The organism is Agrobacterium sp. M50-1 (assembly GCF_049843495.1).
GTDB lineage: Bacteria > Pseudomonadota > Alphaproteobacteria > Rhizobiales > Rhizobiaceae > Agrobacterium > Agrobacterium radiobacter.
The window spans coordinates 40475-54143 of sequence record NZ_JBBHZH010000007.1 but is presented as its reverse complement, the minus strand read 5'-3'; the positions used below and the strand labels follow the sequence as shown (position 1 = coordinate 54143).

Sequence of the window (13669 nt, the reverse complement as noted above, 5' to 3'; positions counted from 1 at the left end):
TGCTTTGATAGAACTTAGAGCGGCGGGACGTGCTCGAGCACATCTCCCGCCCTCTAGCTGACCAATTGACGGCATAGATCGACAAAACTATTCGCCCAGCCTGCAAAAAGCGCAAAAAGGATCAGCCATATCACCAGCATGAAATGCCAGTAGATGGCGCACAGCTCTACGCTCAGGCGCGTCCTTGCCGACAGGGGTTCGCTCCGGGTGCGTATTGCGGTGCGTCCAAGCACGCAGAGCCCGCCCGCTATATGCAGGCCGTGCAGCCCGGTGATCATGTAAAAGAAACTGTTGGATGGGTTATCCGCCAGCACATAGCCCGCGGCGGTGAGTTGCCACCACGCCAGAAACTGCCCGGCGACGAAGAGAACGGCCGTCGCAAAGGCTGCTGCAAGAGCCGTGTTCAGCCTGTCCCGGCGACCGGCGCCGGCTTCGGTTTTTGCCCATTGCAGTGCGAGACTACTGGCGGCGAGCACAGCAGTATTGGCCCATAACAGCCCGGGAATGGGGATGCCCCACCAGTCCGCGCCGCCCATGCGGCCGAGATAGGCGCTGATGAGCAGCGTGAACAGCGCGCCCACGACACCCAGAAAAATGCCGAGCCCGAGTTTCGCTATTGTTGCCGACGATCCCTGCATCTGCGGCGCATCGCCCGCCACTCCCACTTCCAGCCATGGCTTTGATGTCAACCGCTGCCCCGCCATCCACCAGGCGATGATGCCGGCAACACCCGCCATGAAAATGAGAATGGCGATCATGACAGAGCCCTTTCGGACGGTCCGGCCGCAGCCGGCTGGTTTTGCGGCAGGAAGTCCTCATCCGCGCCGGGCACGCTGTAGTCATAAGGCCAGCGATAGACGACCGGCAGCTCCTTGCCCCAGTTTCCATGAACGGGCGGGGTCTGCGGCGTTTGCCATTCCAGTGTCGTCGCCCGCCACGGATTGCCGCCGGCCTTTTTGCCCCAGCGAAGGCTCCAGGCGAGATTGAACAGGAACAGCAGTTGCGCGGCGCCGACGACCAGTGCCGCAACGGAGATGAACATGTTGAGCGTGTGTGCCGAGGGTGGGATGAAAGCGGTCTCGCCCAGCTCGTAATAACGGCGCGGCACGCCCATCAGGCCGAGATAATGCATCGGGAAGAAGATGGCATAAGCGCCGAGAAAGGTGATCCAGAAGTGGATATGCCCCATCGCCGCGTTCAGCATCCGGCCCGTGACTTTCGGATACCAATGGTGGATCGCGCCGAAAATCACCATGATCGGCGCGACCCCCATCACCATATGAAAATGCGCGACAACGAACATCGTATCCGAAAGCGGAACGTCTACGACGACATTGCCGAGGAAAAGACCGGTCAATCCGCCATTGATGAATGTGACGATGAAGGCGAGCGAAAACAGCATCGGCAAGGTCAAATGGATATCGCCGCGCCAGAGCGTGAGCACCCAGTTATAGACCTTGATCGCCGTCGGCACGGCGATGATCAGCGTCGTGGTCGCAAAAAAGAAGCCGAAATTCGGGTTCATGCCGCTGACATACATGTGATGCGCCCAGACGACGAAGCTCAGCGCCGCGATGATGACGATCGCCCAGACCATCATCCGGTAACCGAAGATATTCTTGCGTGCATGGGTGCTGATCAAATCCGAGACGATGCCGAAGGCCGGAAGTGCGACGATATAGACTTCCGGATGGCCGAAGAACCAGAACAGGTGCTGGAACAGGATGGGGCTGCCGCCCTCCTGCTTCAGCTGTTCGCCCATCTCGACAATGGCGGGCATGAAGAAGCTCGTGCCGAGCAGCCGGTCGAACAACATCATGACGGCGGCAACGAGAAGCGCCGGGAAGGCGAGAAGCGCCATGGCGGTCGCCGTGAAGATACCCCAGATCGTCAGGGGCATGCGCATCAGCGTCATGCCGCGCGTGCGCCCTTGGAGCACGGTGACGACGTAATTCAGCCCGCCCAAAGTGAAGCCGATGATGAAAAGGATCAGCGAGGACAGCATCAGGATGATGCCCCAGTCGCGCCCGCCCGGCGTTCCCGACAGCAGCGCCTGCGGCGGATAAAGCGTCCAGCCCGCGCCCGTCGGCCCGCCGGGCGCGAAGAAACCGGCGACCAAGACGATGACCGCGAGAAGATAGAGCCAGTAGCTCAGCATATTCGCATAGGGGAACACCATGTCGCGCGCGCCGAGCATAAGCGGGATCAGATAATTGCCGAAACCGCCGAGAAACAGGGCAGTAAGCAGGTAAATCACCATGATCATGCCGTGCATGGTGATGAACTGATAATAATGTTCCGCGTCGATGAAGGAGAAATAACCGGGAAAGCCGAGTTGCAGGCGCATCAGCCAGGACAGCACCAGCGCCACCATGCCGATTGCCGTCGCAGTCAGGAAATATTGAATGGCGATGATCTTGGCATCCTGGCTGAAGACATATTTCGTCCACCAGCTTTTCGGGTGATAAAGCTCGACATCCTCGACCTCAGCGGGCTGGATGACCTGCCCCGCGCCGGATCCAATCTCGACCATCTTCCGTCCTCCCTGTTTCCTCCGGCGCAGCTTTTCCCTTCAACGATGCATGGCGTTCATCTGGCTGCCGACTTTTCCGCCAAAGCCAGCGATTTCGAGAAAGTCGGTTGCTGCTGTAGCCAGGCCTGATAGTCAGCCTCGGTATCGACGACGACCGTGCCGCGCATCTGCGGATGGCCGACGCCGCACAGTTCCGCGCAGAGAACCTCGAAGGTTCCCGTCCGCGTCGGGGTGAACCAGTAATAGGTGACCGAACCGGGGATCATGTCCATCTTGGCCCGGAACTCCGGCACGTAGAAATCATGCACCACGTCAATCGCGCGCAGCAGCATTTTCACCGGCCTGCCGGCGGGCAAATGCAGCTCGCCGCCTTCAACGATGACATCGTCCATTCCGGCGGGGTCGTTTCTGTTCAAACCGAGAGGATTGTCCGGTGCAATAGCGCGCGTATCCGCCCGTCCGAGCCGGCCATCCGCACCGGGCAGCCGGAAACTCCATTGCCATTGCTGACCGACGACTTCCACCTCGCTGGCGCCATCAGGCACGGTCACGAACTGGTTCCACACGAAGAGGCCCGGCAGAAGCATGGCAGCCACGCCGACCCCGGTTCCTCCGGCCAGCCACCCTTCCAGGCGCTTGTTTTCAGGCTGGTATGCCGCCCGGTTTCCGGTTCGGTGCCTGAAACGGAAGACGCAATAGGCGACGAACAACACGATGGCGGAAAAAACGAAACCGGTAATCCAGAAGGTGATGATGATCGTATTGTCGATATAGCTCCAGTTGGAGGCAATCGGCGTCCACCACCAAGGGCTCAGCAGGTGGAATGCAATCGACCCCACCACCAGCAGAACGAGAACCACAACGACAGCCATCGTCTCCTCCCCTGACACGGCCGCGACTATTTCTACAATCCTATCGCGAAACGTATTAGCATTATCTCATGAACGGTTCGGGCGAGCAATTGCGGTAACAGCAGCGGTTCGCCGCTCATTCGGCCCTATCCTGCCGATCCACCCCGGCGAAAGACAGCTCTTCGGCACACATCTTTCGCTACTTGGAGTATTGCTTCAGATAGGCGATGAGATTGGTGATGTCGGTGTCATCCTTCACCCCGGCAAAGGCCATTTTTGTGCCCTTCACCTTAGCCTTGGGGTCGTGCAGATAATCGCGAAGTGATGTCTCGTCCCACACCAGCCCGGCCTTGCCCGCATCCTGCATCGCCTGGGAATAGGCGAAATTCGGATGGGTGCCGGCGGTTCGGCCGAACAGGCCGTTCAGCGAGGGACCGACCTTGTTCTGGTCGGTTTCGGCGACATGACAAATGCCGCATTTTTTGAAAACCGTCGCGCCGGCGGCAGGGTCGCCCTCCTGTGCGTGCGCATCAAGCGGAAGGGTAATGGCGAAAAGCAGACAGATGGCAGGAAAACGATACGACATGGCATCCTCACGCGCTCCATCGCCATCCCGGCCGCCACGGCTCCCTCAGGAGAGCCGCAACGGCGGGAAGGATGATCGACAGCTAGATTTCCGTTATGAGTTCAAGGCATACGGTTTGGATAAACGGGGACGATCAATTTCCGATAAAGGTGCCAGGTTGCATGTCCGAGGATGGGCATGATGACAGCAAGGCCGACGAAAACCGGGATTGTGCCGACGACGAGCAGCGCCGCGACGATCACCCCCCAAAGCGCAACGGGAACCGGATTGGCAAGCGTGGCGCGTATGCTCGCATCCACCGCCGCGACTGCGCCGACATCCCGATCCAGCAGCAGCGGGAACGCCACCACCGTTGTCGCCAGCACAATGACCGCGAAAACAAAACCGGCAAGATTCCCCCAGATTATCAGGGAAAGTCCCTGCGGGGTGGTCAGCACGTCTGACAGAAAGGTTGAGAGCGAGGCCGGACCGGCCGCATCGAACGTCGTGGTGTAGAGGTGCTGCGCAACAATCAGCCAGACGGCGAAAAGCACGAACAGCATGACGGCGACCGCGATAATCGACGGCAGGGCCGGAGAGTGACGAACCTCCAGCGCATGACGCCAGGAGCTATCCAACCCCTGCTCGCGTCGGCGGCTGATTTCATAAAGACCGATGGCCGCAATCGGACCGATCAGCGCAAAACCTGACATCAAGGGATAAATCAGCGGCAACAGATTGGCGCCGGAACTCCACATGACCAGAAAAACACCCGCAATGGGATACATAAGACAGAGAAAGACATAATGGGACGGCTTCTCTTTGAAGTCATCAAGCCCCAGCCTCAATGCATCGACAATATCCGCGAAACCAATCTTGCGGACTTCGGGGCGGGTAAATTCACCGGTCGCACCGGCCATGACATGGAATGCCGTCATAGCACTTCTCCTCCTGCGCCATGATCCGGCTGGCGGCGTGGAAACGCCTGGAGACTTTATCCGCGCGTCAAACCGCAACCGGCTAAATTGTAATTTATCAAATCCGGGCGCCTTTGTCGCCTGTTCTTTAAATTAGAGAAATTAGATGCTCGTCGTCAGCGCGACCGGGGGCAACGCCGGTCCTTCGAAGACAATCCCGCCGGGGGGCTCCTCGCATCGGCAAACTGGCCAGCCATGGAGGAAAACACCTCCACCTGCCGAGGCTGATCCGCTTCTTCATGTTTTCTCTTGAAAGGCGCCTGGCTTGCGAGCGCGAGGACAGAATGCTGATCGGCCGTATCAAAGGCGTGACTGGGGCCCGTCCGAGCATAATTCAAAACGAATTCAGTCTTCGGCGCATCCTTCTCTTTCGCCGAGATCATAGATGCGTCCGGTGAGCCAGGCGGGCCAGTCCCGTTCAAAGAAGGATTTCTGGCTTTCATCGAAGACACGGTTGGGACGCGTCGATGTCGCCATATCCTCACCTTCGAGCCTGACGACAATCTGTTCGCTTCGATGATCGTCTTTCTCCCTGCGAAAGCGGAATTCATGCAGGGGGCCCGCATTGACGTTCGGAACCAGTTCACCGTCAGCGTCGCAGATCGCGCGTGCGCCCCGGCTGCCCCCGCCGTTGCGAATGAAGTAATCCAATGCCGTGAGTACGGCCTCGGACGCTATCGCCATCTGTTGCCACTGAACGGCGCGAACCGCCTCTGCTGCCCGTCCGTAAGCGATCCCGTTCAAGCGGATCGTTGCATTGAGCGAACGCGCCTCGGCAAGCGCCTGAGAAACACTTTCGGCATCGCATATCATCCCCGCCTTGTCGCTCATGCGGGACTGGATTTCGGTGCGGATGTCCCTGGCGGACAGGCGACTATCCTCCTTCAGAATGGCAAGCAGGCCGTCGAGCCCCGCTAACGCCACCGCCTCGATATTTCCCGATGACGAAGATTTCGCGCGACGGCTTGCGCCGATATGTTCGGCTACGCGTGTGCCGAACACCTGCCCGGCATTCAATGCCGCGCCGCCCGGTCGTGTCACCCCATGTGTTCCAGCGGCCTCGCCGACGGAATAACAGCCCGCCAGATTGGTCCGCCCCCAGGTATCGACCATGATACCGCCGTTCATGTGCTGGTTGTTCACCGCAAACTCCAGCGGCTCACTGGCAATGTCGATTTTGTAGCGCCGGTAGAGTTCGATCGCGAGCGGGTTCATATGCAGCAACCGGTCGATCGGCAGTTCCTTCATCGCGCCGGCGTTTTCGATGTAGCTGCGGACATCGGTATCAAGACGATCAAGGCTGAACGGAAGATCACCGGGAACCGCCAGCGGATTGCGATTGAAATCCATGAAGACCCGCCGCCCGGCCGCCGACTCGCGGAAGATTGCAAGGTCGACCAGACTTGAGCCGAAATCGAGCATCCGGGTCGAATGGAAGGGCCATTGGTAGCCCTTTCGGAAAATGTTGGAGGCCATTTCCTGCGTGTTGCGATAGTAGTCCGCCAAAAAATGATGCTCTTTGCCCCCGGCATCCAGGGAGTAAATGTGCGGAATGGCCTGCACATAGGTTCCCGACAGGTTCCAGGGAAACCCCTCCCGTCGGGTGCCGATGCCGAACTGGCTTTCCGTGAGGTTGACGAGGTCTATCCCCGCCTCCAGCGCCAGCCCCAGCGAACCGAAGCAGCCATTGGGATAGACGCTGTCGCGATAAAGCTCGCCCGGTCCTCCGGCTGCAAGGACTATCACCGGACACACGAACAGGGCGATCCCGAACGGGTTGCTGTCGCTGCGCTCATGCGGCTGCATGGCGAGGACGCCGACGACCCGCCTTTCGTCACCAGAACCTTCCGTCAGTATTTTGACGACGGTGGTGTGATTGTGAAACGGGATATCCAGGCGGATCGCTTCATCCGCAAGCACCTTGACCATCAGCCGCGATGTGCGGGGTCCGCAACTGGTCGCACGTCCGACTTCGTCGTGGTCGGTCTGATATCGCAGCGTCCCGCCCAGCGGGTCCTGCGGCAAAGGCAGCCCGAGGAATTGCAGGGAGGCCATCATGCGCACCGAGCCGACCGCCTCGACATAGGCGGTGTCTTCGTCCATGGCCCCGCCGCTGCGGATGGCGCGCGCCATTGCCTTGAAGTTGTCGCCCTGATCGGCCGTGTTCGCGGTGTGGAGCGTTTGTTTGTCTGATCCCGAACAGGCGGATGCCCCACCCCACGCGCTCTGGCTGAGGATGACGACGTCATCGCCGCGCCGCTTCATTTCCACCGCCGCCCGCAGCCCGGCGGCACCGGAGCCGACCACGACGCAGCCGGCGCGATGAACCGGGACATCGATACCGCCGAGAGAGATCATCTCCATGGAGCCGGGCGCATTCGGCAAACGCGGCATGTTCACATCCGTGAGCGCGTCAAGAATATGCTGCGGGACGGTCGCGTCCATGAGCGTTGTACTCCCTCGTAAATTGCCTTTCAGGCTTCGTCTCGGGTTCGCATCAAGACCGCCTGATCCGCGAAATGACTATCGAACCTGCGCGCGCGCCCTTGGACGCGTTTCATTGCGTTCGTACGAAAAAATCGCCGGTGCAAGGGGGGCAAGTCCTCTTATCAGATCCGCGCCCTTCTCTCCGACCATGATCGTCGGCGCATTGGTGTTGCACGAGGGAACGCGCGGCATGACCGAGGAATCGCAGACGCGCAGCCCTTCCAGACCATGAACCTTGAGATCAAGGCCGACGACGGATTCCGGCCCGTTGCCCATCTTGCAGGTGCCGACGGGATGGTGATCGGTCTTAGCGTTCGCGCAGCCGTATTCGAAAAGCTCATCATCCGTCATGACCTTGGGGCCGGGAAGACGTTCCGCCATGATGTATGGCTTCAACGCCGCCTGCTGGAATATCTCACGGGCGATCTTGAGGCCTTCCAGCGACATCTTCCGGTCATGCGGATCGGACCAGTAATTGGGATCGATCAGCGGCGCGGCGGCCGGATCGGAGGATGACAGCCGCACGGTTCCGCGCGATCTGGGATGAAGATAGGCGGAATTCAGGGTGACCCCGGCGTTTTTCAGCCGCTCTACGCCCGCCTCGATACCCGACCCCAATCCCAGATGGAACTGGATGTCCGGCGAGCGCGCGTCCGGGTCCGCATACCAGAAACCGCCCGTTTCAAATAGCGAGGAGGCAACCGGGCCTGTACGGAACAGAATATATTCAAGCCCCGCCCATATCGTCCGATGAAGCTTGGCGACGCCGTCATAGGTATGGTCGCCGGTGCATTCGGCAATCACGAAAAGATCGAGATGATCCTGCAGGTTCGAACCGACGCCGGGCAGGTCATGCAGCACCTTCACGCCCACGGATTTCAGATGGTCCGCCGGGCCGATGCCCGATTGCTGAAGAAGCTTGGGGGAGCCGATGGCGCCGGAAGAGACGAGGACTTCCCGTTCGGCGCGGATGATTTCCGAGCCGGACTTTCCGACCACCTCGACCCCGATAGCGCGTTTTCCTTCCAGCACGATGCGGGAGACGCGTGCGCCGAGTTTGATCGTCAGATTCTTGCGATGACGGATCGGGTTGAGATAGGCGAGTGATGCGGACGATCTGCGGCGGTTGCGCTGGGTGAGCTGATAGAAGCCGACGCCGGCCTGCTGCCGGCCGTTGAAATCGTGATTATAGGGTATGCCGAGTTCCTGGCCTGCTCGAATGTAAGCATCGCAGATGGGCAGGGCCGAAACCGGCATGGAGACGCCAAGTGGTCCGCCACAGGAATGATAATCGTCGGCAAAACGCTGATTGTCTTCGGCGCGTTTGTAATAGGGCAGGATGTCGCGATAGCTCCAGCCGTCACAGCCATCCTCGGAGACCCATGTGTCGTAGTCGGCCGCATTGCCGCGCGTATAAAGCTGGGCATTGATCGATGAGCCGCCGCCCAGCACCTTGGCCTGGGTGTAACGCAACACCCTGCCCTTCATGTGCTTCTGCGGCACGGTCTCCCAGCCCCAGCTCGCCACGCCTTTGGTCATCTTGACAAAACCGGCGGGCATATGGAAAAGCGGATTCCAGTCCCCTCCACCGGCTTCGAGCAGCAGGACGTTGACATCGGGGTCTTCGCTCAAACGGTTTGCAAGCACACATCCTGCGGGGCCGGCACCGGTGATAATATAGTCGAAACGCATCGAACTATCCTGTTACACTTGAGTAATCTGATGGCCGCCATCGGCATAAAGCGGCATCGCGGCCATGAAATACGGGGTCGTCAGCCTCATGGGGCGAGGTCCTCCGTCGAGATATGATGGGCAACCCTCAGCGCCTGGCTCGCAATGGTGAGAGCCGGATTGACGGCGGCCGACGTCGGCAGAAAGCTGGCATCGACAACGAAAAGATTGCGGTGGTCATAGGAACGGCAGAAGGGATCGAGCGGCGCGGTCGCCGGGTCGCTACCCATGCGGATCGTGCCGCACTGATGCGACGGCGTGCGTTTATCGAACGGTTTCGACAGGACGATCGGGAAACCGATCGATTTGAGGATGCCTTTCAATTTCGCAACCAGCGCCAGATGAGCGTCCCAGTTCGTCCGCCGCCAGTGGAGCACGATGCGATTTCCGTCGACCATTATCCGGCTGTCGGGATGAGGAATGTCTTCGCTCATGGCGTAGAAATCGATCGCGTGCCCGGTCAGTTGCCGGAGCAGCCATTCCGGCATGCGGGGCATTGCTCCCTTCAAGATCGCCGGGGAAATCTTGCCGAGCAGTTGGACGTTGCCAAGCGGCGGCCCGCCCTCGCCGTCGGACAGATAGAAATCATTGAAGCCGAATGTCTTCTGATAGACGGCCGTGTTGCGGAAGCTTGGCGACACGGCGATCACCGCCGACGAATTGTGGTTCATGAAGTTTCGCCCGACCTGATCGGAGGAATTCGCCAGACCCTTCGGATATCGCTCATCCGCCGAGCGCAGAAGCAGCACGGCAGACTGCACGGCTCCCGCAGACAGGATCACCAGTTTCGGCGTGACCGAGCGGGCCTCGCCGTGCTTTTCAAAATGGACACGCTCAATGCTGCCGCTCTGTCCGGCCTCAAGTCTGGTCACTCTGGCGGCGGTTTCGATTTTGACGTTCGGATATTCAAGGGCCTTGAGAAGCGCCGCGGTCTCCGCATCCATCTTTCCATCGCGAGAATTTGGATGGGCATCCCACGGTGTCGGGCCTTTCGAGAGCCATTTTTCGATATCGATGGCAAGCGGCAGGGAGAAGGGATGCAGGCCTTTCGCCTTCAGGCGCGCCCGCACATCCGCCACAGGCGGCTCGTCCGCAACCGGGGAAAATAAATATGCGGTGGAATGTTCGGGTTCAGTCGGGTCTTGGCCCAGCGCGCCGCGAACCTGATACATCGCCTCCGCCTTGCTGTACCATGGCTCCAGCTCCTCATAAGGAAACGGCCATGCGGGAGACACGCCTTCCCTGTGCCTGATCTCGCTGAAGTCTTCCTTGCGATAGCGCGACAGCACCGCGCCGTAGAATTTCGAATTTCCGCCGACATTGTAATAATTGCCGGGATTGAACGCAGCGCCATTGGCCTCGTACCAATTCTCCTTTGGGCGAAAATGGCCCTTTTGAAAGATGGCGCGCTGGTCGCGATTGATCGGGCTGTCGGCGATGTAATCGCCGGCTTCAAGGATCAGGATGTCAGCGCCTGTCGCCGCAAGCCCGGCGGCAATCGTCGCGCCGCCGATACCGGAGCCGATAATGACAATGTCTGGACTGTTCATCATGCCGATCCACCAAATATTCAGGCAATACGCGCCTGGCTCGTCGGATCGAAGAACACGGCCTTGTCGAGGTTGAAGGCAAGGCGGGCGTTCTGGCCGGCATGAATACGGGCATCGGCACGCAGGCGGGCAACGACCTCCTTACCGCCGAGCTTGGTGACGGCGAATGTATCCGATCCGGCCGGCTCCACGACCTCGATGTGGCATTCTCCCTCTGCAAGCGTTCTGGCGTTCCGGTCCGCCCCTTCCGGGTCTGTCAGAGCTTCTGGACGAATGCCGAAAATGACCTGCCTGCCCGCATGGGACGCCAGCGCCTCCTTGCCGGCGGCGACGGGAAGACGCATCGGCGCCCCATCGGGTCTCGCAAGGGAAACGGAAAGTCCGGCCGCGTCCTGTTCGATGGTGCCGGTCAGAAGGTTCATGGCGGGCGAGCCCATGAAATCGGCGACGAACATGTTCGCCGGATTATTGTAAATCTCGGCGGGCGAGCCGAATTGTTGCAGAACGCCGTCCTTCAGAACCGCGATCTTCGTCGCCAGCGTCATCGCCTCGATCTGATCGTGGGTCACGTAGACGATCGTCGTCTTCATCCGCTGGTGAAGCCGCTTGATCTCGGTGCGCATATCGACGCGCAGCTTGGCGTCGAGGTTGGACAGCGGCTCATCGAAAAGAAAGACCTGGGGGTTGCGCACCAGCGCACGGCCCATGGCGACGCGCTGCCTTTGGCCGCCCGACAATTGGCTCGGCTTGCGGTCAAGGAGATGGCCGATCTGGAGAATATCGGCGACCTGCCTGATCGCCTTCTCGCGCTCTTCCTTCGGAACCTTGCGGATTTCCATGCCAAAGGCGATGTTCCCGGCAACGGTCATGTTGGGATAGAGCGCGTAGGACTGAAACACCATGGCGATATCCCGCTGCGACGGCGGCAGACCGGCAACGTTGCGCCCGTTGATCGAGATCGTGCCTGACGTGATGGGCTCCAGCCCGGCAATGGTGTTGAGCAGGGTGGATTTGCCGCAGCCGGAAGGTCCGACGAGCACCAGAAAACCGCCCTCCTCGATTTCAATATTGATGTCCTTTAGAATTTCCAGCGCGCCGTAGGACTTGCGCAGATGCGAGATTTCGAGAAACGACATGGTTTATCCTTTCACAGCGCCGGACATGAGACCCCGTACGAAATAGCGGCCGGAGACGATGTAAACGATGAGGGTTGGCAGGGCGGCGAGGATCGCGCCCGCGAAATGGACGTTGTATTCCTTGACCCCCGTGGATGAGGACACGAGATTGTTGAGCGCCACCGTCATCGGGGTCGAGGACGCACCCGAAAACGAGGCGCCGAACAGGAAATCATTCCAGATATTGGTGAACTGCCAGATGACCGAGACTACGATGATCGGTCCCGATGACGGCAGCAGGATGCGGCGGAAAATCTGGAAGAAACTCGCACCGTCGATCTGCGCCGCCCGGACGAGTTCCGTCGGGAAGGCTTCATAGTAGTTGCGGAAATAGAGCGTGGTGAAGCCGAGACCATAGATCACATGCACCATGATCAGGCCCCAGATCGAACCGGCCAGACCCAGCGTGCCGAGGATGCGCGCCATGGGGATCAGTACGATCTGGAACGGGATGAAGCATGAAAGCAGCAGCAGACCGAAGAAGACGTTCGAACCGCGAAAGCTCCACTTGGTCAGAACGTAACCGTTCAGCGCGCCGACGATGGTGGAGATCGCTACAGCCGGAACGACCATCAGGATCGAATTGATGAAAAAGGGCTTCAGACCCGTCGGCTGAACGCCGATCTGCGCCGTGGACCAGGCGGAGAGCCACGGCTCAATCGTCCACACCTGCGGCAGGTTCAGCATGCCGCCCTGCCGGATTTCGTCCAGTGGTTTCAGCGAATTGACCACCATGACGTAGAGCGGCAGCATGTAGTAGATGGCGAAGAATATTAGCGCCAGATAGATCAGTCCGCGCGTCAGATGGCCGTGGCTGATTGCATTTTGCTGGTTTGGAGCGCCGCTCATCAGCGTTTCCCTCCGCGAATTTCCGAATAGAGATAGGGCACGATGATCGAGAAGATCATGATGAGCATGATGATCGCCGACGATGCACCGATGCCCATGGAGTTGCGCGTGAACGTGTAGGAATACATGAATGTCGCTGGCAGCTCGGTCGCCTGCCCCGGCCCGCCGCCCGTCAACGCAACCACGAGGTCATAGGCTTTGATTGCGAGGTGAGCGAGAACGACGAATGCGGACAGGAAGACCGGCCGCATCAGTGGAATGATGATGCGGCGATAGGTCATGACGGTGGAAGCGCCGTCGATCTGGGCCGCCTTGATGATTTCATTGTCGACACCACGAAGACCGGCCAGAAACATCGCCATGACAAAGCCCGAGGACTGCCAGACCGCCGCGATCACCACGCAGTAGATGGCGTAGTTGCGGTCCTTGATCCACGCAAACTGGAAGCTTTCCCAGCCCCACAGATGCATGGTGTTCTGCAGGCCGATGCCGGGGTCCAGAAACCATTTCCACGCCGTGCCCGTGACGATGAAAGACAGCGCCATGGGGTAGAGATAGATCGGCCGCAGGAAGCCCTCGCCGCGGATTTTCTGGTCGAGCAGGATCGCCAGAAACAGGCCGAGAACCGAGCAGATGATGATGTAAAGCGACGCGAAGATCGCGAGGTTACTGATCGCTCGCCACCAGTGCGGCAGCGCCCAGAGCCGCTGGTAATTCAGAAGCCCGACGAAATTGTAGGAGGGCAGCATCTTACTGTCCGTCAACGACAGGAAACCCGTATAGGCGATGAAGCCGTATACAAAAATGATAATGACGACGAAGCTTGGAGCCAGAACAAGCTTCGGTAACAGCTCCTGAAGTCGACTACGACCAGTCATCGCGCAGATATCCTTGATCCTTGAAACAGCGCCCGACGCTTACCGTTTCCGTCAATGAGAGCATTTCCAGGAA

11 protein-coding genes are annotated in these 13669 nt (G+C 59.5%); all 11 read right to left on the bottom strand.

All coding sequences use genetic code 11. The annotated features are described in order from the left end of the window. Nucleotides 1-53: 53 nt before the first annotated feature. The 11 genes from WDZ78_RS17120 to WDZ78_RS17070 all read right to left on the bottom strand — a co-directional run bounded on the left by WDZ78_RS17120 (nucleotide 54) and on the right by WDZ78_RS17070 (nucleotide 13596). On the bottom strand, nucleotides 54-758 hold the full coding sequence (locus WDZ78_RS17120; RefSeq protein ID WP_425673689.1) for a cytochrome c oxidase subunit 3: 705 nt from the start codon (nucleotides 756-758) through the stop codon (nucleotides 54-56). Continuing rightward, nucleotides 755-2533 (bottom strand): cytochrome c oxidase subunit I, encoded by a 1779-nt coding sequence (locus WDZ78_RS17115; protein WP_425673688.1) that lies wholly within the window; start codon nucleotides 2531-2533, stop codon nucleotides 755-757. The genes WDZ78_RS17120 and WDZ78_RS17115 overlap by 4 nt, the downstream gene beginning before the upstream one ends. A 56-nt stretch (nucleotides 2534-2589) precedes the next feature. Continuing rightward, entirely contained in the window at nucleotides 2590-3405 is an 816-nt protein-coding gene (locus tag WDZ78_RS17110) for a cytochrome c oxidase subunit II (RefSeq protein WP_020010173.1), read from the bottom strand. Between the two features lie 178 nt (nucleotides 3406-3583). Further along, the gene (locus WDZ78_RS17105; protein ID WP_020010172.1) at nucleotides 3584-3970 is read right to left on the bottom strand and encodes a c-type cytochrome; all 387 of its coding nucleotides are present in this window, start codon (nucleotides 3968-3970) and stop codon (nucleotides 3584-3586) included. Between the two features lie 101 nt (nucleotides 3971-4071). Continuing rightward, a complete protein-coding gene (locus WDZ78_RS17100; RefSeq protein ID WP_020010171.1) occupies nucleotides 4072-4887 on the bottom strand; it encodes a DUF2189 domain-containing protein in 816 nt (271 codons plus the stop codon). Between the two features lie 384 nt (nucleotides 4888-5271). Continuing rightward, the gene (locus tag WDZ78_RS17095) at nucleotides 5272-7371 is read right to left on the bottom strand and encodes an FAD-binding protein (protein ID WP_425673687.1); all 2100 of its coding nucleotides are present in this window, start codon (nucleotides 7369-7371) and stop codon (nucleotides 5272-5274) included. 78 nt (nucleotides 7372-7449) lie between these two features. Next, a complete protein-coding gene (locus WDZ78_RS17090; RefSeq protein WP_425673686.1) occupies nucleotides 7450-9105 on the bottom strand; it encodes a GMC family oxidoreductase in 1656 nt (551 codons plus the stop codon). Between the two features lie 86 nt (nucleotides 9106-9191). Beyond that, nucleotides 9192-10697, bottom strand: coding sequence for an FAD-dependent oxidoreductase (locus tag WDZ78_RS17085; protein ID WP_425673685.1), 1506 nt, complete (start codon nucleotides 10695-10697; stop codon nucleotides 9192-9194). 17 nt (nucleotides 10698-10714) lie between these two features. Beyond that, nucleotides 10715-11830, bottom strand: coding sequence for an ABC transporter ATP-binding protein (locus WDZ78_RS17080; RefSeq protein WP_020010167.1), 1116 nt, complete (start codon nucleotides 11828-11830; stop codon nucleotides 10715-10717). 3 nt (nucleotides 11831-11833) lie between these two features. Continuing rightward, on the bottom strand, nucleotides 11834-12718 hold the full coding sequence (locus WDZ78_RS17075) for a carbohydrate ABC transporter permease (protein WP_080867168.1): 885 nt from the start codon (nucleotides 12716-12718) through the stop codon (nucleotides 11834-11836). Beyond that, on the bottom strand, nucleotides 12718-13596 hold the full coding sequence (locus WDZ78_RS17070; RefSeq protein WP_003504335.1) for a carbohydrate ABC transporter permease: 879 nt from the start codon (nucleotides 13594-13596) through the stop codon (nucleotides 12718-12720). The genes WDZ78_RS17075 and WDZ78_RS17070 overlap by 1 nt, the downstream gene beginning before the upstream one ends. Nucleotides 13597-13669 lie beyond the last annotated feature (73 nt).